18 protein-coding genes are annotated in these 17,859 nt (G+C 70.5%); 9 read left to right on the plus strand and 9 right to left on the minus strand.

The window, feature by feature from the left end; translation table 11 throughout:
• Window positions 1-36 precede the first annotated feature (36 nt).
• Window positions 37-486, plus strand: coding sequence for an Rrf2 family transcriptional regulator (locus tag OHA68_RS01215; RefSeq protein WP_327105941.1), 450 nt, complete (start codon window positions 37-39; stop codon window positions 484-486).
• 36 nt (window positions 487-522) lie between these two features.
• Here OHA68_RS01215 and OHA68_RS01220 read toward each other — a convergent pair whose 3' ends face one another.
• Window positions 523-1,200, minus strand: coding sequence for a GntR family transcriptional regulator (locus OHA68_RS01220; protein ID WP_327105942.1), 678 nt, complete (start codon window positions 1,198-1,200; stop codon window positions 523-525).
• A 98-nt stretch (window positions 1,201-1,298) separates the two neighbouring features.
• Here OHA68_RS01220 and OHA68_RS01225 point away from each other — a divergent pair, with 98 nt between their 5' ends.
• The 8 genes from OHA68_RS01225 to OHA68_RS01260 all read left to right on the plus strand — a co-directional run bounded on the left by OHA68_RS01225 (window position 1,299) and on the right by OHA68_RS01260 (window position 8,394).
• Complete coding sequence (locus OHA68_RS01225) at window positions 1,299-2,102, plus strand: FAD binding domain-containing protein (protein ID WP_327105943.1); 804 nt, start codon at window positions 1,299-1,301, stop codon at window positions 2,100-2,102.
• 83 nt (window positions 2,103-2,185) lie between these two features.
• Window positions 2,186-2,686, plus strand: coding sequence for a (2Fe-2S)-binding protein (locus tag OHA68_RS01230; protein WP_327105944.1), 501 nt, complete (start codon window positions 2,186-2,188; stop codon window positions 2,684-2,686).
• The gene (locus tag OHA68_RS01235) at window positions 2,683-4,074 is read left to right on the plus strand and encodes a xanthine dehydrogenase family protein molybdopterin-binding subunit (RefSeq protein ID WP_327105945.1); all 1,392 of its coding nucleotides are present in this window, start codon (window positions 2,683-2,685) and stop codon (window positions 4,072-4,074) included. Before OHA68_RS01230 ends, OHA68_RS01235 begins: the two co-directional genes overlap by 4 nt.
• Before the next feature lie 2 nt (window positions 4,075-4,076).
• Window positions 4,077-5,078, plus strand: a complete 1,002-nt coding sequence (locus OHA68_RS01240; RefSeq protein ID WP_327105946.1) for a xanthine dehydrogenase family protein molybdopterin-binding subunit — start codon at window positions 4,077-4,079, stop codon at window positions 5,076-5,078.
• A gap of 26 nt (window positions 5,079-5,104) precedes the next feature.
• On the plus strand, window positions 5,105-5,407 hold the full coding sequence (locus OHA68_RS01245) for an EthD family reductase (protein WP_327105947.1): 303 nt from the start codon (window positions 5,105-5,107) through the stop codon (window positions 5,405-5,407).
• Window positions 5,404-6,321 (plus strand): AAA family ATPase, encoded by a 918-nt coding sequence (locus tag OHA68_RS01250; protein WP_327105948.1) that lies wholly within the window; start codon window positions 5,404-5,406, stop codon window positions 6,319-6,321. The genes OHA68_RS01245 and OHA68_RS01250 overlap by 4 nt, the downstream gene beginning before the upstream one ends.
• Complete coding sequence (locus OHA68_RS01255) at window positions 6,314-7,495, plus strand: VWA domain-containing protein (protein WP_327105949.1); 1,182 nt, start codon at window positions 6,314-6,316, stop codon at window positions 7,493-7,495. The genes OHA68_RS01250 and OHA68_RS01255 overlap by 8 nt, the downstream gene beginning before the upstream one ends.
• Window positions 7,492-8,394, plus strand: coding sequence for an amidohydrolase family protein (locus tag OHA68_RS01260; protein WP_327105950.1), 903 nt, complete (start codon window positions 7,492-7,494; stop codon window positions 8,392-8,394). The genes OHA68_RS01255 and OHA68_RS01260 overlap by 4 nt, the downstream gene beginning before the upstream one ends.
• 25 nt (window positions 8,395-8,419) lie before the next feature.
• Here the strand turns inward: OHA68_RS01260 and OHA68_RS01265 are convergent, their stop codons facing one another.
• Genes OHA68_RS01265 through OHA68_RS01300 form a run of 8 tightly spaced genes read right to left on the minus strand, consistent with a single transcriptional unit; the run spans window position 8,420 to window position 17,858 of the window.
• The gene (locus OHA68_RS01265; RefSeq protein WP_327105951.1) at window positions 8,420-9,301 is read right to left on the minus strand and encodes a radical SAM/SPASM domain-containing protein; all 882 of its coding nucleotides are present in this window, start codon (window positions 9,299-9,301) and stop codon (window positions 8,420-8,422) included.
• Window positions 9,301-10,236 carry a hypothetical protein gene (locus OHA68_RS01270; protein WP_327105952.1) on the minus strand — a complete coding sequence of 312 codons (936 nt, stop codon included), beginning with the start codon at window positions 10,234-10,236 and terminating at the stop codon, window positions 9,301-9,303. Before OHA68_RS01270 ends, OHA68_RS01265 begins: the two co-directional genes overlap by 1 nt.
• A 10-nt stretch (window positions 10,237-10,246) precedes the next feature.
• Window positions 10,247-11,281: a hypothetical protein gene (locus OHA68_RS01275; protein WP_327105953.1), complete on the minus strand. Its 1,035-nt coding sequence runs from the start codon at window positions 11,279-11,281 to the stop codon at window positions 10,247-10,249.
• The gene (locus OHA68_RS01280; RefSeq protein WP_327105954.1) at window positions 11,278-12,327 is read right to left on the minus strand and encodes a hypothetical protein; all 1,050 of its coding nucleotides are present in this window, start codon (window positions 12,325-12,327) and stop codon (window positions 11,278-11,280) included. Before OHA68_RS01280 ends, OHA68_RS01275 begins: the two co-directional genes overlap by 4 nt.
• On the minus strand, window positions 12,324-13,541 hold the full coding sequence (locus tag OHA68_RS01285; RefSeq protein WP_327105955.1) for an MFS transporter: 1,218 nt from the start codon (window positions 13,539-13,541) through the stop codon (window positions 12,324-12,326). The genes OHA68_RS01280 and OHA68_RS01285 overlap by 4 nt, the downstream gene beginning before the upstream one ends.
• Window positions 13,531-14,982: a DUF885 domain-containing protein gene (locus tag OHA68_RS01290; RefSeq protein ID WP_327105956.1), complete on the minus strand. Its 1,452-nt coding sequence runs from the start codon at window positions 14,980-14,982 to the stop codon at window positions 13,531-13,533. Before OHA68_RS01290 ends, OHA68_RS01285 begins: the two co-directional genes overlap by 11 nt.
• Before the next feature lie 12 nt (window positions 14,983-14,994).
• Window positions 14,995-16,512 (minus strand): amino acid--tRNA ligase-related protein, encoded by a 1,518-nt coding sequence (locus OHA68_RS01295; protein ID WP_327105957.1) that lies wholly within the window; start codon window positions 16,510-16,512, stop codon window positions 14,995-14,997.
• Entirely contained in the window at window positions 16,509-17,858 is a 1,350-nt protein-coding gene (locus tag OHA68_RS01300) for a radical SAM protein (RefSeq protein ID WP_327105958.1), read from the minus strand. Before OHA68_RS01300 ends, OHA68_RS01295 begins: the two co-directional genes overlap by 4 nt.
• Window position 17,859 lies beyond the last annotated feature (1 nt).

Consider the following 17,859-nt stretch of genomic DNA (forward strand, 5'->3'; position numbering starts at 1 on the left):
CGTAACATAGAGCGTTACGGCCGAGAAGAGGGAATCGTGAGCGCCAACAGCAGGTTGACCATCGCCGCCCACGCGCTGACCTGGATCAGCCTTTATCAGCGCCAGGGCCACGAGGTCGCCACCTCCGAGCAGATCGCGACCAGCGCGAACACCAATCCCGTGGTGATCAGACGCCTGCTGGGTGAGCTGCGCAAGGCGGGGCTCGTGGAGTCCCGGCGAGGGGTGGGCGCGGGCTGGTCGCTGGCGCGTGAGCTGGAGTCGATGACCCTGCTCGACGTGTACGAGGCAGTCGAGCCCGGCTCGCTGTTCGCGATGCATCGCGCCACCCCGGACCAGGGGTGCGTGATCGGCTACGGCATCCAGCCGGCGATGCAGCGCGTCTACGAGGACATCGAGGAGACCTTGAGGCGCGAACTGGCCCGCGTCACGCTGGAAGACGTGCTCCGGGACGTCCTCGCCGCACCTCGCGAGCGTTCCGCGCCCTGAGCTCAGCCTGCGGCGCTAGCGTTCCGCGCCCCGAGCTCAGCCCGCGGCGGAGTCGCGGATGCGGCCGTGGGCGTCGTGCGGGAGGTCGGCGTAGTGCCATTGGTGGTCGCGGGCATGCCGGCACGCGACCTCCAGGTCGCCGTCCTCGATCGCGGCCAGCAGCTCGGCGTGGTCCTGGACGATGTCGTGCAGGTCGACCTCGGCGGCGACCATCGTGACCGACGTCCGCGCCTCGATCTGCAGGCTCTCCCAGGTGAGCTTGAGCAGCTCGTTGCGCGCGGCCTCGACGATGCGCCGATGGAAGGACACGCTGGCACGCGCCGACGCCTCTCTGTCGCCGCTTTCGGCGGCGGCCCGCATCGCCGCCACGTCCGCCCGCATGGCCTCTACCGGTACGGTTCCGGCCAGCAGCGTGAGCCGGGTGGCCGTCTCCTCCAGCGCCGCCCGTACGACGTAGCTTTCGCGCAGGGTCTCCTGGACGAAGGGCCGCACGAACGTGCCGCGGCGGGGCTGGGTCTCCACCAGCCGCATGGCCTCCAGTTCGCGTAGCGCCTCGCGTACGGGTGCCTGACTGGTGCCGTAGGTCGCCGCGAGCCGCGTCTCCACCAGCCGCTCGCCCGGGCCGAAGTGGCCGGACACGATGCCGGCGACCAGCGAGTCGCGGATCTGCCGGGCCAGCGTGAGGCGTGGCAGCTTGGCGGGCTCCTCGGTCATGAGGTGATCCTACCGATTATCGATTGTCCCACCGGGTCTCTTGACGCCCCTCAATCGATAATCAATTATCGATAATACCTCACCAAGGAGGCTCGCACATGGTGATCTGCGCGGTGCACGTTCCGGAGTCAGCCGAGGCCGCGGTCGACCGCTTGGCGGGAGGCGGCTGGGTCATGGGCGGCGGCACCGTCGTGATGCCGCTGGTGAACAGCGGGGCCGCCCCCGTGACCGAGCTGGTCAGCCTGCGCCGGGCGGGGCTGGACGGCGTAGAGGTGCGCGACGGGGTGGCCACGATCGGGGCGGCGGCCACCTTCACCACGGTCGGCGAGCGGCCGGAGCTCGCGTTCCTGCGGCCGGCGCTGCGGACGATCGCCTCCCCCACCATCCGTAACCAGGCCACCGTAGGTGGCAATCTCTTCGTCGCGCAGCCGTACGGCGATCTGGCCGTCTGCCTGCTCGCCCTCGACGCGACGTGCGAGATCGCCGGGCCGGACGGCCGGCGCGACGCACCGGTGGCCGGCGTGCTGGCGTCCGGGGTCGCCGCGGGCGAGGTCGTCGTGGCGGTGCGGGTCGTGCTCCCCCAGCCGGGCACCTGGTACTACCACAAGGCCATGCGCCGTCGCCTGAACTCGGCGGCGATCGTGACCGTCGCCTCCGTCACCCACGCCGACGGCGGCGTGGTCGCCTCTACCAGGATCGCGCTGGGCGGCGTCGCATCACGTCCGGTGCGCGCGGGTTCGGCGGAGCGCCTGCTGCGGGGCCGGCCCTTGACCCATGAGGTCCTCACCGAGGTGGGCGAGGCGGCCCGCGGTGACATCGACCCCTTCGACGACGCCTACGCCAGCGCGTGGTACCGGGCGCGGGTCCTGCCCGTGCATCTGCGCCGAGCCTTCCTCCCCTAGCAGCGCTCACCAGCATCAGTCTGCGCCGCGCCTCCCTTCCCCTAGTAGCTCACCAGCAAGGCCGCATCAGTGAGAGGTGGACCGTGCCGTCACAGATCGTCTCGCTCGTCGTCAACGGCGAGCAACGGGAGTTCATCGCCGCGCCGGGCGCCACGCTGCTCGCGAGCCTGCGCGAGTCGCTGGGACTCACCGCGGCCAAGCGGGGCTGCGCGCAGGGCGCCTGCGGCACCTGCACCGTCCTGGTCGAGGGCCGGCCCGAGGTCTCCTGCCTGGTCGCGGTGGAGACCGTCGCGGGGCGTTCGATCCGTACCCTGGAGGGGGTCGCCGCCGGCGGTGAGCTGGACGAGGTGCAGAGCGCCTTCGTCGACTGCTTCGCCACCCAGTGCGGCTTCTGCACCGCCGGCATGATCATGGTCGCCGAGGCGCTGCTCGACAGGAACCCCGATCCGAGCGACGAAGACGTCGTCGAGGCGATCTCCGGCAACGTCTGCCGGTGCACCGGCTACCGGCCGATCGTGATCGCCATCCTCGAGGCGGCCAGGCGTCGCCGCGAACAGGCCACCCAGGAGGCGGCGTCGCGATGACCTACAGGCTCGCACCGATCGACACGAGCGCCTTCGCGGGTACGGGTACGGACGGAGGTGATCTCACCGTCATCGGCTCGGCGGTCCAGCGCTCCGACGCGCGCGGGCACGTCACGGGGCGTACCGAGTTCTTCGAGGACGTGGCCCCGCCACGGCTCGCCCACCTGAAGATGCACCGCTCGGCCCGGCACCACGCCAGGATCGCGGACGTGGACCTGACCGAGGCCCTGGCCGTGCCCCGCGTCCTGCGGATCCTCACCCACGCCGACATCCCGAACAACCTCTTCACCCCGCTCAAACTGATCGGCGTCGGGCCGGACGACGAACCCGTCCTGGCCGTGGACAAGGTGCGCTACCTCGGCGAGCCGATCTGCGCCGTGGTCGCCGAGACGGAGGCGGCCGCGCTGGAGGGTGCGGCCCGGATCAAGGTCACGTACGAGGACCTGCCGCCGGTCTTCGACGTCGAGGAGGCCCTGAAAGAGGGCGCGCCGCTGGTCAACGAGTACCACGGGCAGAACCACTTCCGCTACGAGGGCCACCACTGCCGGCGGATCCGGTTCGGCGATGTGGAGGAGGCGTTCGCGCGGGCCGACCATGTCTTCGAGTGGCGCTACCAGTCCGCGCCGATCGAGCAGGCCCCGGTCGAGACCACCGGCTGCGTCGTCGTCCCGCAGGCCGACGGCCGGCTGCGCATCCACTCCGACACCCAGGCGTGCTTCTTCACCCTGGACAACACCGCCCTGATCCTGGAGACGCCGTTCAACAAGCTGCGCATCGTCGGCGGGACGGTCGGCGGCGGCTTCGGCGGCAAGGTGGACGTGGTGGTCGAGCCGGTCGCGTGCGTGGCCGCGATGCTGGCCGACCGCCCGGTCAAGTTCGTCTACGACCGGGCCGAGGAGATGCAGGTCTCCTCGCCGCGCGCCGCCGAGCGCATCTACATCAAGGACGCGGTCATGAACGACGGCCGGATCATCGGACGCAAGGTCACGTTGTACGTCGACGCCGGCGCGTACTCCCGCCACAGCCCGTACGGGACCACGAAGGCCGCCGCGCACCTGCCCGGCCCCTACGCGATCCCGAACGTGTGGGCCGACTGCCACTGCGTGTTCACCAACCGCACGCCGTCCAGCGCCATGCGCGGCTTCGGCGTGACCATCGCCGACTTCGCGCTGGAGTCGCAGATGGACCGGATCGCCCGAGCGCTGGGTCTGGACCCGCTGCGGCTGCGCCTGCTCAACGCCTACCGTGACGGGGACCTCAAGGCCCACCGCAAGGTCGCCGAGGGCACGGCCCTGGTCGAAGTGATCCAGAAGGTGGCGGAGATGGCCGGGCACGAACTGCCCGAGACGTACCGCCGCATGTCCTCCACGACCCGGGAAGGGCTGTAGCGATGGCGAGACTCCGCGGCCGGGGGTACGCCTCGGTGAACTACCCGACCGGCATGAACCTGGGCGGCGATCCCTCGCAGGCGCTGATCCACGCCACGACCACGGGCACGTTCGTGATCTCGCTGTCCTCGGTGGACCTGGGCCAGGGCATCAAGACGATCGCCGCCCAGTGCGCCGCGGAGACCCTCGGCCTGCCGATCGGGAACGTGCTCGTCGACACCGCCGACACCGACACCGGGCCGCACTGCATGGGCACCTTCGCCAGCCGCGGCACCCACCGCGTCGGCAACGCCGTCATCATGGCCGCGGCCGAGGCGCGCGCCGTGATGCTGGAGGTCGCCGCCGAGGAGCTGGAGGTGGACGCCGGGGACCTGGAGACCGACGGCACCGGCTTCATCAGGCTCAAGGGCGCGCAGGAGAAGGGCATCCACATCACCGACCTGGCATTGGCCGCGCACTTCAAACACGGGCGGACGATCTCCGGCCGCGGCATCTACCTCAAGGAGCCGAGCGCGCCGGTGCCCGAGACCGGGGAGATGGACCCCGACTCCTGCCAGGCGCACGCGTGCACGGCCGCCGTCGTCGAGGTGGACGACGAGACGGGGGTGGTGGAGGTACTGGAGCTGTACAACGCGTACGAGGTCGGCCGGGCCCTCAACCCGGCCATGGCGACGCAGCAGGTGGAGGGCGGGGCCTGGATGGGCGTGTCGCACGCCCTGTTCGAGACCACCGAGCCCTACTACCCCCGGCGCGATCACGGGCCGCGCGACTTCGCCGGATACCTGATGCCCGGGCCCGCCGACATCCCGGTCCAGCACAGCCTGTTCCTGGAGCGCCCGGCCGCGAACGGGCCGTACGGCGCGAAGGGGATCGGCGAGATGACGGCGAACGCCCCGATCCCGGCCATCGCCAACGCGATCTTCGACGCGTGCGGCGTACGCCTGGACACGATGCCGTTCACCCCCGAGCGGGTCCTGCGCGGGCTGGACGCCCTGCACGGCTGAGGTAATCGAAAACCTGAGGAGGAACCATGCTGAAAGTCATCTCACTGCTCAAGCGTGCCGAGGGCCTGTCGCACGAGGAGTTCGCGAAGTGGGTGGTGGAGGACCACGTCGAGTTCGCCAGGAAGCTGCCCGGCCTGCGGAAGTACACGGTGAGCGTGACCAACGGCGACGGCGGGGCGTACGACTCGGTGAACGAGCTGTACTTCGACGACGAGGACGCCCGCACCGCCGCGTTCGGCTCCGAGCACGGCAAGGCCGCGGCGGCCGACGCGGCCGCGCACACCTCCCAGCGTGTCCACCTGCTGACCACCGAGCACGCGCAACTGTGACCACCGACGGCGCCGTGCCCGGCCTCCTGCGCGAGCGCGAGCTGGCCGCCGCGCTGGAGGCGCAGGGCTACTTCGCCGACGAAGGGTTGTGCACGGCCATCCACCTGGCACTGCGGCTGGGCCGGCCGCTGCTGCTGGAGGGCGAGCCCGGCGTCGGCAAGACCGAGGTCGCCTCGGTGCTCTCGCGCGTCACCGGTCTGGACCTGATCCGCCTGCAGTGCTTCGAGGGGCTGGACTCCGGCCAGGCCCTGTACGAGTGGGACTACCCCAAGCAGCTCCTCCAGGTCCGGGTGGCCGAGAGCCGCGGTCAGGACGTCGGCGACCTTTACCGGGAGGAGTTCCTGCTGCGCCGGCCGTTGCTGCGCGCCGTGCGGGCCGAGCAGGGTGCGGTGCTGCTGATCGACGAGATCGACCGGGCCGACAGCGAGTTCGAGGCGTTCCTGCTGGAGTTCCTGGGCGACTTCCAGATCACGATCCCGGAGCTGGGCACCGTACGGGCGCGCACGCCGCCGATCGTGGTGCTGACCTCCAACCGCACCCGCGAGCTTCACGACGCGCTCAAGCGGCGCTGCCTCTACCACTGGATCGACTTCCCCGAGCCGGACCGCGAGCGGGCGATCCTGCGCATGGCGGTTCCCGGGCTGGCGGAGCAGGCCGCGGCGGGCCTGGTGGGGGCGGTGCGGCGCGTACGCCGTCTTCCGCTGCTCAAGCGGCCCGGCATCGCCGAGTCGGTGGAGTGGGGCCGCGGGGCGATGGCACTCGCCGAGGGCGGCAGCCCGTGGCCCGTGGCACTGCGCCGTGCCCTCGGCCTGCTGATCAAGGACGAGGAGGACACCCGGCTGCTCCTCGCACATGCCGAGGAGGTGTTCGGCGATGCCCTCGCACCTGCCGAGGACGTGTTCGGCGATGCCTGACCCGGTCGTGCTCGCCGCCGACCACCTGTGGGGGTTCCTGACCGCGCTGCGCGGCGCGGGCCTGCCCACCGCGCCGACCAAGCGGGCGGACCTGCTGCGGACGATCGCCGAGACCTCGCCGCCCGACCTGACCGCGCTGTACTGGTACGCCCGGATCACCCTGCTCCAGGACGTGAGCGACCTGCCCGCCTTCGACCGCGTTTTCGACGCCTGGTTCCGGCAGGGCGGCCCCGGACCCGCCGACCCGCCGCTCGAAGCGGACGACGGCGGCGCGCAGTCCCCCGGAGGACCCGGCGAGGATGATCCGCCGCCCCGCGACGCTCGGCCGGGCGACGGTGCCGAGGCCGCCGCCCTGAGCGTGCACCACACCCGCGACTTCGGCCGGACCGGCGAACACCGGACCGCGCTCATGCGCGCACTCGAAGCCGCCTGGCCCGCCGTGCTGCCCGCCGTACCGTCACGGCGGCGGCGCCCGGCCCGGTCGGGAGACCGGCTGGACGTACGGCACGCGTGGCGACGGGCCCTCCGCCACGACGGGGAGATCATCCAGCTGCGCCGCCTCGCCCGCCCACCGCGCCCGCGCCGGCTGCTGATCCTCATCGACGTCTCCGGCTCGCTCCGGCAGCACACCCCGGATCTGCTCCGCGCCGCGCACACCGCGCTGCGCGCGGCGCCGGCCCGCACCGAGGTGTTCACCTTCGGCACCCGGCTCACCCGGATCACCGCCGCGCTCGCGCACCCGCACGCCGACCAGGCGCTGCGCGCCGTGTCGAGGCTGGTCACGGACGCCGATGGCGGTACGGCGATCGGCGCGGCGCTGGAATGCTTCCTGGGCAACCCGCGTTTCGTGGCGCTCGCCCGCGGAGCGCTCGTGATCGTGCTGTCCGACGGGCTCGAACGCGGCGACCACGCTCCCATGGTGCGCGCCACGGCACGTCTGTCCCGGCTCGGCCACCGGCTCGTCTGGTGGTCCCCGCTGGCCTGTTCGCCGACCTACCGTCCCGTCACCCGTGCCATGGCCGCCCAGCTCGTGAGCCTGGACCACCTCGGCGGCGTCCGGGATCCGCGCACCGCGCTGGAGGAGGTCCGCCGCCTCCCCGCCGTCCTGTCCGGCCCCCGCCACCTCGCGGCGAGGCGCTGGTCCGTCCCACGACCCAGGGGAACAACCCGATGACCCTCTCCCCCACCCACGGGATAGTCGACTCCCATCACCACATCTGGCGCGCCGCCGACCTGCCCTGGCTGCAGGGGGAGATGGTTCCGCGCATCTTCGGCCCGTACGAGCCGATCCGCCGTGACTATCTCGCGCCCGAGTACGCCGCGGAGGCCACCGCCTGCGGCATCACCTCGGCGGTCTACGTCCAGGCCAACTGGCCGCTCGACCGCTGCGTGGACGAGGTGCGGTGGCTACGCGACGTCCACGCCGAGACCGGCTGGCCCTCCGCCGTGGTGGGCTCCGCCGACCTGTTCGACGAGGGCGCGGTGGAGGTCATGCGCCGCCAGGCCGCCATCACCCCGCTCGTCCGTGGCACCCGTCTGCAGCTGCACTGGCACGAGCGGCCGGAGTTCCGCTTCGCCGCCGCCCCCGACCGGATGAGGGACCCCGTCTTCCGGCGTAACATCGCGGCGCTCGCCGACCTCGGCTGGCTGTTCGAGCTCCAGGTGTTCCCCGCGCAGCTGGCCGACGCCGCGGCCCTGGCGGAGGAGTTCCCCGGTGTGACCTTCGTGCTCGTCCACGCCGGGATGCCGGTGGGCCCGGAGCCGGCGGCCATCGGCGAATGGACCCGCGGCATGAGACTCCTGGCCGAGCGGCCCAACGTCGTGGTGAAACTCACCGGTCAGGGGACCTTCGTGCACCGCGTGGACCGGCCGCTGATCGAGAAGGTGACGGCCACCTGCCTGAACCTGTTCGGCTCCCGCCGCTGCATGTGGGGCAGCAACTTCCCGATCGAGAAACTCTGGACCGACCTGGCCACCTTGGTCTCCACCTGGCAGAGCGTGCTCTCCGGCCGATCGGAGGAAGAGATCCGGGACGTGTTCACCGCGACGGCCACCCGGGTCTACCGCCTGTGAGATTGCGACGGCGGCGAGCCCGCGATCAGGTGAGCGAAAGGCATCCCGTGCTCGCGCACGGTCCGGCCGGGCGGCGCGCGAGCACCGCGCCCTTGCCGGCCAGGAGCTCCGGCAGTGACACGTCCCTGATGTTCCCCAACGACGTGTCCCCGCGATGGGCACAGACCCAGATCTCGCCGTCGGAGTTCACGAACACGCCTTCCTGGCCTGTCACGCACGACCGGATCATAGAGATTCGGCCGGCGGTCAGGAAATGCCGCAATCTCTCGAAATACACCCGGCTTTTGAAAACGTCCGCCGACTCGTCGATGACGCGTAGCAGCTCGGTGCGTTCAGCATGGGTCAAGGTGCTCATGCTCAGCGGATGGCGGGACGGCACCGACACCGCGAGCAGCTCGACCTGCCAGGTTCGATCCCGCGCCCGGCGGACGAGCTCCTCGACCTCCCTCCAGTTGAGACTGGTCACCACCATGACGATCTGCAGCGGCACGCCCGCCGCGTCGAGACGTTCGATGCCCGCCAGGGTCGCTTTCGTGCCACCGCGAACCTGGTCGGCCGCGTCAGGACTCACATGATCGATGCTCACGTCAGCGCTGCATCCCACCCGCGCCAGCTCCTCGGCGATCTCATCGGTCACGCGTACCGCGTTGGTGAAGACGCGGACCATGTCGACGTGCCGGCGCGCCACGGCCGCCAGCTCCACGAGGTCCGGTCGGAGCAGGGGTTCGCCACCGGTGAGCGCCACGCTCCTGACAGGCAGGTGACTCGTGCACCGCCGCAACCAGCGGTCGTAGTCGGAGGCCGTGAGCCGGCTGGGCGTGTAGCTGTACTCCCCTGTCTCGAAATAGCAGTAGGTGCAGGTGAGGTTGCACTGGTCGGCCACCATCCACATCTGATGGGTGAGCATCACCACTCCTTGTCGAGGGAGGAGTCACGGGAGAGCGGCAGGTCGAAGTGGAGCCGTTCGCGGCGGCTGCCGCCGATCAGCCCGCTGTCGCCGAAACCCACGTGCAACCGCCCCTGGCTCTTTTCGAACAACGTGGCAGGCGGAAGCCAGGGTGCTGCCTTGTTGAGACCTATGCCGAGCTCCACCATCGGAGCATCGAACTCGGGCAACGCCCCAGCGCCCCCCTCAGGTGAGAGCCTTCCGCGACGAACCCGGGCGCGTACGTGCCTGCCGCGGCCCGTGGACAGTTCGACGGCTCCATCGAACGACTCCGGCGGAGCCACGACCCACACCTCTCCGTACGGCAGTTGCAGCACGGGAACGTCGAGAAGCGCGGAGGTGAAGTCATCCCGCACCTCGAACGGCCGGCTGACCTCCAGCACCCCTGTGCTCCCCGATCGCACCCTGAGCCGTGTGCTGTCCTGGAGCACGGCGCGCAGTTCCGCACCGGCCGCGACCACGGTCTCCACATCGGCCGACAGCGCGCTCAGGTAGGCGTTCCGCAGCGGATCGGCAGCCACGGCAGAGGTCATGCCGTGCGGGAAGTCGACGAAGACCACTTTGACCCCGCAGTCCAGCAAGCGGTAGAGGGCCTGGAGGTCAGCGCCAAGACGCCCCGGGCCGAAGGGGTCGTGATAGATGAGCACGTCCGCGGCGTAGGCCCGGCCGCCGACGAGCAGGCGGCCGCGATCGTCCGGAGCGGGGGGCGCCCAGCAGCGGTCCTGCGGGGGCAGCCGGACATCGCTGACCTCCATGCCCAGCTCCCGTAGCGCCGGCGGCAGCCCGGTCCAGAGAGGATCGTCGCCGCGCCGCATGAGCACAACCGTCGCCATGCGTGGGTCCAGTCGCGTGACGGCGTCCGCGATCGCGGCGATCGCCTGCTTCTCTGGCGGCATCACGGACATCTCACCCCTGCTGTGCCGGGAGGAGGCGGGCGTCGGCCGGGCTGCGCAGGCCGCACAGGACGGTGATGAGCCGTTCCCAGAACACGTGAAGGAGGACGCCATCGCACTCGGCCACTCGATATCCGCCGAGATGCAACCAGTCGCGGCTCGTACCGTCCCCGGGAGACACCCAGGTCGGACACCACTGGCGGGGCAGGCCATGCTCCTCCCGCAGCGCGGTGCTGCCGGCGAGATCGAGAAATCTGGCCACCGCCACGGGGTCACCGCCGCACACCGCCAGCCGGGTCCGGCCGTCCGGTAGCGGGATCCTGACCGGCTCTGCCCCTACGGCGTGCAGCCGTCCGGTCAGCACGGCATGGGCTCGGGCGGGCCAGGCCGAAGGAGGATCGAAGAACGCCGGCGACCGTTCCGGGGTGGCGAAGCGGCCGAACGCCCCGGCCGGCACACCGTCGCCCGCTGTCTCCGCCAGCCGGCGGATCAGCCCGCTGCCGAGGTCGGCCAGGTGGCCGGGCACGGCGGTCGTGTCCGCCACCACGAGCCGCTCCTCCTGCCCGGCGTCCTCCTCGGCTTCGTCGCCGGCAGAGCCGTGCGGGAAGGGCGGCAAGGGCGGCAAGGGCGGGACGAAGGCGAAGAAACGATCCAGGCCGCCGCCGATGGCCGCCACGATGGCCGCGTCACCCGCCGTGACAGGCAGACTCACCTCGGGAAACTCCCGCCTTCTGAGCTCGACGTGGCAGGCCAGCCTGATGTCGCTGGCCGGCTCGAGATGCGGGACGGGGTTGGCGATGAAGCGGGGACGCACCGGGCGACCGAGCCGGCGCCCGCCGCGCCCTTCGATCCTGGTCACCTGCAGGGTGTTCCGCGGGCCGGCACAGCCATCGACCAGGACGGGAGACTCCGGCCGGAGCCCGAGGTCGCGCAGCCGGCCGGAGTCGACGCCGAGCAGGCGCAGCCAGCCGGTGGCCATCGCGAGGTAGAACGAGCCCTTGTCCCTGACGAGCCAACCGGCATGCGTACGTGCCGCTCCCCCGTTCATGGCAGCGCCACGACTTCCCCGACCAGCGCGGCCACCTGCGCCCCCGTGAACTCGGCCGGCTCGGCGGCGAGTGCGCGAACGACGTCGTGCAGAGCGCGGGAGTCGGCCTGGAAAGCGGACAGCCACCGCCGGGTGCCGGCGGCGAGCAGGTCGTGATAGCGATCCAGGGAAAGGTCCGCGCGTTCGGCGGGTCCGACGCTGAACAACTGCTGGAGACGGCGTTCATCGTGCCGCTCGGGATAGGACCGCGTGATCACGTCGTAGGCCGCACTTCCCCAGCGCTCCCTGACGTACAGCGCCTGCAGCGCCTCCGGCAGGCACTCCTGCGGCCAGAGGAACCCCGGGCCCGTGAAACGGATCCGGTTGCCGAACCATTGATGCGACAGTTCGTGCGGCAGGAACTGGCCGAACAGCGTGGCGGGGAAGTCGAGCAGGCCGGGGTGGACGGCGATGATGCCCGGGTAACTGTAGGCGTAGGCACCGGGCACCGCCACGTCGACGACGCTCACGTCGTCGATCGGCCCCAGCCAGCCGGTGAGTGTCCGGAGAATACGCGTGACCTCGCTGCCCGCCCGGCGGTCGGTCGTGACGACCTCTCCCTGCCGCACCTCGACCCGGAGGCGGGGCTCGTCGCCTGGTGGCCAGGCCACGACGAACGGGACTCCGTGGTGCGGATCCGTGCCACAGAGGAGACCGCCCTCGCCGATCACCCGAGACGTCGTCCTGGTGACGTGGCAGTCATGCCCGGCCGGCCGGGCCAGCCATGGCTGCTCCGGCGCCAGGCCGACTCGTGCGCCGACCGGGATGGCGTAGGCGATGTGTACGCTGCTCGCACCATCCGAGCCGACCAGAGTGAGCCGGTCCCCCTCGTGCCGCCACAGCATCGGCGAGCCGTCCCCGCCGCGGCACTCCACCACCTGGCAGCCGGAGCTCAGCGACACCACGAGCGCGTCGCCGGGGTCGCGCTCGATCCGCGTCTCGACGTGGAGGACATCGCGGTCGGAGCACAGGCTTGCCGAGACGAGCGCGCGGTTTCGGGTTCTCACGACAGGCTCTCCTCAAGCTGGGCCGATACGGCGACGCGCCGGCGAAGGGCGAGGAGCGGCAGCAGGGCGAGCGCCGTGATGGCCGTCGCCGCGAGCCAGACCTCGCGGAAACCGAACACCGAGATCAGCCCGCCGGCGCCGAGCGTGCCGACGATGCCGACCAGGGTCTGGATGCTCGACCTCGCCGAAGTCCAGCTCGTCCGCTTCTCGGCGGGGACGAGGTCGTGCAGCCAGCTGCTGAAGGCCATCAGGTCGAGCCCTAGCCCGATCTCGTAGCAGACCAGGCCGGCCGCCCACAGCGACCAGTGGGGGGCGAGGCTCATCGTCAGGTATCCGGCGGCGCACGTCAGCACGCCCGCCACGGACAGCGCCGCCAGGCCCCACCGGCGGCTGAGCAACCCGGCGAGCCAGGTCCCCAGCGCCATCGCCGCGATCGAACCGGCCAGCACCACACCGATGCTGCTCTGCGGCAGCCCGAGCTCCTGGGTGGCGAACAGCTGGTAGCTCAGCAGGAAACTGGTGAAGCCGATATGGACCAGGGCGCTTTTGTACATGACGAGCCTCATGGTGGGATCGCGGACGACCAGCCGGGCGTTGGTCCACACCGTGGCGGGGAGGTTCGCGATTCTGCCCTGCGGATCACGGTTGTCCGTACCCATCAGCAACACCACCGCCGTGACGAACGCCAGCGCGGCGGCTGTGAAGAGCACGACGTGCGTGCCCTGGCTGAGCAGCGGAACTCCCACGAGGAGCGCCGCCAGCGCGCCGGCGATCATGGAGATGGTGGCGGCCCTCGACAGAACCGTCGTGCGCCGGTCCCCCGCGCCGGCGCTCTCCAGCCGGTCGACGAGCCAGGCGGTGGGAGCTCCGGTGATCAGTGCCATGCCCGCGGCCCACAGCGTCATGGCCACGATGAAACCGGGCGAGTCGGTGGCGAAGCCGTACATCAGCATGCCGCTGCCCACGAGGGCCGCGCCGGCCGCCGCGGTGCGCTTGCGACCCCACTGATCGGCGAGGTTGCCGGCCGGGAAGTCCACCACGGCGAGCACCACGGACCCGAGGGTCAGAACGAAGGCTATTTCCGCCGGCCCGAGCCCCTGCTCGTTCATGCGCAGGATGTAGCCCGTGCCGAAGAGCTTGTCCACGACGCTGATCAGCACGCTGAAAAGGCCGAAGGACAGGGCCAGCCGGCGCACCGATGGGTCATTCCTCACTGAGTCCCCTTCCGAGCAGGTCGACGGCGCCGTGCTGGGCCACCATGGCCTCCATCTCTTCTTCGCCGCGCTCGGCGGCGAACGTGCGCAGCGCCAGATAGCCGACGATCGGCGCCGTTGCCCGCCAGGGATCGAAGTAGGAGTGCAGCACGAGGGAGGGGGTGTCGGCCGAGCCGCAGGCATCCATCGCGGTCAGGTTCTCCGTCGCTTCTCCGAACGGCCTGTCGCGTGCGTGGACGAGCAGGGCGGCGAGCGCCTGGCCGCAGTACTTCGCCATCCTCGTGTGGAACCGGGCGTTCACCGAGGGGTCCTGGGTGAGAGCGGCGTACAGCCCTTCGCACCAGCGTCCCCATCCCTCGACGAACGCCCGGTTGCCGTGCCGGAGGCAGAGCAGGTGACCGTGGTGTCCACGCTCCTGGGCGGTGTGCTGCCAGTGATGGCCGGGGAAACACTCGTGGGCCAGATCCAGTTCGAGGTCGGCCCGGTACGCGTAAACGGCCGGCCGGACGAAGACGACCGCCGATCCGCCGCCACGTGACCCGGCGTTCTGATAGCTCGCCGAGGTGACCCCTGGCACCGCGTCATCGGACACGGCCAGGCGCAACGTGCCGAGGCATTCGCCGCCGCCGAACCTCGGCGCGAAGATGTCCGGGAGCCGTGCGATCAGCCGGCTGATCTCGGCCGCGGACCCCGGTATCGGGCCGGAGACGGGTGCGCGTGTGCGAGCGATCTCCCGCCTCGACCGGTCGAGCTGGTGCCGCAGGGCATGTTCGAGTTCGTCGGGACCGCATGCGACGCCGGTAGCGGCCCACAGGCCCGCCTCCCAGACCCGCGCTCCCATGGGGCGCAGTGAGCGGCCTTTCCCGATGGCCTGTGCCAGCCATGCCGAGAACCCGTCGATGGCCGCATCCGCACGGGCCGTCTCATCCGCGCATCCCCCGCCGGCGGCATCGCCCACCTGCCTCACCAGGCAGCGGCTGGCGGCCAGATGGCGTACGGCGCGCCGGAGGTCGACTTGGCCGCACTCCTGGCGGTCGAGGTTCCGCATCGCCGAGTCGAAGAGGCCGGGCAGATTCGCCAGGAAGGCACGGACCCAGGCCGGCGGCAGCGGCCGATCACGGAGGTTGCCCGCGGCCATCTGCGCGAGGATCCCATAGCACTGGCGATCCACCCAGAACTGTGGATCACGCTGCCAGCTCAGCGCGGTGTCCAGTTCGAAGCGGCGGCCGTCCAGGCACCAGCGCAAGAGGCGCACCTCGTGATCGTCCGCCGAGTCGGACGCCTGATCCACGTGGTCGCTCATCGATCGGTACGCCTCGCTCAGCGTGGCGGGGGCGACGGGCGTGGGCGCGATGGCGAACTCGTCCCACGCGAGCGCGTATCCCGGATGGTGCGTGACCGCGACCGTGAAATATCGCTGTACGAGGTCGGCCCATGTCATGCTCGACCGCCCTCAGCCCTTGACCGGCAGCCCAGTGACCGCGCACTGCCCCGATCCCGTCTTCGGCATGATCATCACATCGCGCATGGGGACGCCGAGCAGCAGGGACATGAGCCGTTCCCACCCGATCGAGGTGTTGTGCAGGGGCGGCGCGCCGAACCGGAGAGCATCGAGGTAGTACCCGTATGTCTCCTCCGGATCCGTCACTCCCGCGTCGGAGAAGTTCTTCAGCGCCTGCCCGTGATCCACCTCGTTCTGGCTGCCGCTCAGCAACTCGACGCCGTTGACCACCAAGTCGTACGAATCGGAAAGTTCTCCCTCGGGGCCCAGTCGCCGCCCGAAGAGGCATCTGCTGTGGTGCGCGTGCTCCTCCTTCTTCTCGTCGGACAGGAACGGCTGGCGCCGGATCCACACCGGGCCGAACGCGGGTGGCCGCTCGTTCGTGACCAGCGGGTAGAGGGCCTGCGCGAGCATGCGGACGAACGCCTCGGCGCGCGCCCCGTCCACGCAACCCACCAGCGCCACCGGCCCGGCCGGGACCAGACCGGAGATCATGGCGCCGAGCGTGCCCGACCCGTCGGAGTCGTGCTGGAAGACCGCTTCCGCGCCCAGGTGCCGTTCGGCCATGCCCCGCAGCGCATGGGCGATGTCCGCATCGCACCCGGGGACGACGAGCGCCCGGATGCGCTGACCAGGGCGGCCGAGAGGACCCCCGTCCAGCACGGGCGTGGGGAAGGCGGCGTAGCGGTAGTCGGGGGTGTCCGAGCCGAACCTGCGTATGCAGGCATCGTGGTCGATGACCGGAAACGGCGCCTTTCCCCAGGAAGGGCGGCCGAGGGCGCTGCTCACCGTCTCGAACAGGCCTTCCAGGAGGCGGAACTGCTCCTCCACGGAGGTGAACGTGACCGCGAGGTTGAGCTGGGTGAATTCGTACGCCTTCAGCGGCGACGCGCTCGCTTCCGTGCGGAAGCACCGGCTGAACTGGAAGGCTCGGTCTATGCCGCCGATCGCGCACAACATCGCCGGCACGGTGGGCGACTGCTGCAGCCAACTCCCCGATTCCGGGTCGGCCGAGTCGGTCACCCGCAGTTCCGGCTCACCGTACTCCCTGGTCGCCCGCCAGAGCTGCGGCGTGTTCGCCTCGACGAAGTAGTGCTCCGCCAGATGGCTCCTGGCGACCGTGACCGCCCGATCGGCGGCTCTGAGCAGGTCGACCGCCGCGCCGCTCCTGAATCTGAGGTAGGAGTACGGCGAATCGCTCCCGGTCACGTCCTCCGGCAGGGCGGCCGTCGCTGGCCAGACGCATGCCGACGCTCCGACGAACCCGGTGGCCGACCTGGTCGCCCGCACCTCGACGGCGTCGCCGGTCCGGACGCCGTCGAGCTCGGCGCAGGGCACGACGGCTATGGACCCGGTCGAGTCGGCCACCCGCACGGCGTCCGTGGTCCGGCCGGTCACCCAGCCGCACACGCGGATCTCGCTGCCCGGCGGCATCGCCGCCGCCTCGGCGGCCATGGTGCGGGGGGTCATCGCCGTGGACCGATCGAAGGCTGGGTGAGCACGAAGGGCACCATGGTCTTGAAGAACTTGCAGCGGTCGGGGTTGAGCCCGCCGCCGTTGAAGAGCCGCTCCAGCGTGCAGGGCCCGCCGCACACCAGGCCGGCGATGCAGCCGTCGCAGTCGTCCGCGGTTGTGGTGTCGTAGTGCCAGTCGGTCACGCGCTTCTTGGAGATCTGGTGCACGCTCGGGGTGGTGACCCGCTCGTCCTGGTGCCACACGATGCAGAACGACAGCGACCCGTCCGCCGCGACGTATCCGCCCCAGTGCGCTTCGGTGCCTGTCGGGTTGCCGTCGAAACAGCGGTCGGGCTGTGGCCTGCGCTTGTTGATGAGCTCAACCAGGAACGCGCCCAGCGAGTGGAACTCCACCCCGCGGCTGTTGCAGAACAGCCATGACTCCTGCACGGAGCGGGAGAGCAACAGGCCGTCCACCTCCCAGCCGTCCGCCGTCGGCTGTGGAGCGTTCACCGCCACGCTCTTCGCGCCGAGCTCGTCGACCACGAAGCGGACGATCTTCGGCAGGATTTCCACGGTCTCGGGCAGCAGTGTGATGAGAAAGCGTGGCTCACCGCCGGCGGCCCGTATCTCCTTCACCGCCTTGATCACCAGGTCGTAGCTACCGCGGCCGTTGTGGAACACGCGATGGCGGTCGTTGATCTCCTTCCAGCCGTCCAGGCTGATGGTGAGGCTGGCATCGTGCTCGACCAGCCACTGGGCGCGTTGACTGGTCATCAACGTGCCGTTCGTTGTCATCTCGTGGGTGAATCCCGCGATGCGCCCGGCCGCCACAGCCTCTTCGAGCGCTCGGGTGGTGTCCTGGATCAGATCCCACCTCAGCATCGGCTCCCCGCCGAAGTACTGCACGGTCGGCCACCCGTCGGGGTTCTGCTGGATGAGCCATTCGACATGCTCGAGAAAGCGCTCGGCCGGCGCCGGCTGCTTGGGCAGGTCTTTGTAGATGACCTCTTCGACGAAGCAGTAGTCGCATTTCAGGTTGCACTTCTCCGTCAGGGACATGCGGAGAAAGCCGAACTTGCCGTCGCGGGTCTTCCGCTGCGTCAGGCGAATGTCGGTGAGTTTGTCGAGTAGGCGGCGCTCTTCGACACGGTCCACGGGAACCAGCAGGCCAGAGCCCACGAGCACCTGCTCCGTCGCCGCTGACGCGTCTTCGATCGGGCGTGGCCGCTCGAACGAACGCCACACTTCCGCGTCGTCCTGATCACCCTCGAGCACCTCGAGCGTCAGGCTGTTGAAGAACGTGACACCCGCCTCTTGATGCAGCACGTGCCCATATTTCGACTGCTTGTAGATGGTCAAG

The organism is Nonomuraea glycinis (genome assembly GCF_035920485.1).
In the GTDB taxonomy this organism is placed as follows: domain Bacteria; phylum Actinomycetota; class Actinomycetes; order Streptosporangiales; family Streptosporangiaceae; genus Nonomuraea; species Nonomuraea glycinis.

Bases quoted from the DNA above. Each gene is read 5' to 3' on its own strand.
- OHA68_RS01220 (WP_327105942.1), bottom strand. From the start codon at position 1,200: ATGACCGAGGAGCCCGCCAAGCTGCCACGCCTCACGCTGGCCCGGCAG.
- OHA68_RS01225 (WP_327105943.1), top strand. From the start codon at position 1,299: ATGGTGATCTGCGCGGTGCACGTTCCGGAGTCAGCCGAGGCCGCGGTC.
- OHA68_RS01235 (WP_327105945.1), top strand. From the start codon at position 2,683: ATGACCTACAGGCTCGCACCGATCGACACGAGCGCCTTCGCGGGTACG.
- OHA68_RS01240 (WP_327105946.1), top strand. From the start codon at position 4,077: ATGGCGAGACTCCGCGGCCGGGGGTACGCCTCGGTGAACTACCCGACC.
- OHA68_RS01245 (WP_327105947.1), top strand. From the start codon at position 5,105: ATGCTGAAAGTCATCTCACTGCTCAAGCGTGCCGAGGGCCTGTCGCAC.
- OHA68_RS01255 (WP_327105949.1), top strand. From the start codon at position 6,314: ATGCCTGACCCGGTCGTGCTCGCCGCCGACCACCTGTGGGGGTTCCTG.
- OHA68_RS01260 (WP_327105950.1), top strand. From the start codon at position 7,492: ATGACCCTCTCCCCCACCCACGGGATAGTCGACTCCCATCACCACATC.
- OHA68_RS01265 (WP_327105951.1), bottom strand. From the start codon at position 9,301: ATGCTCACCCATCAGATGTGGATGGTGGCCGACCAGTGCAACCTCACC.
- OHA68_RS01270 (WP_327105952.1), bottom strand. From the start codon at position 10,236: ATGCCGCCAGAGAAGCAGGCGATCGCCGCGATCGCGGACGCCGTCACG.
- OHA68_RS01275 (WP_327105953.1), bottom strand. From the start codon at position 11,281: ATGAACGGGGGAGCGGCACGTACGCATGCCGGTTGGCTCGTCAGGGAC.
- OHA68_RS01290 (WP_327105956.1), bottom strand. From the start codon at position 14,982: ATGACATGGGCCGACCTCGTACAGCGATATTTCACGGTCGCGGTCACG.
- OHA68_RS01295 (WP_327105957.1), bottom strand. From the start codon at position 16,512: ATGACCCCCCGCACCATGGCCGCCGAGGCGGCGGCGATGCCGCCGGGC.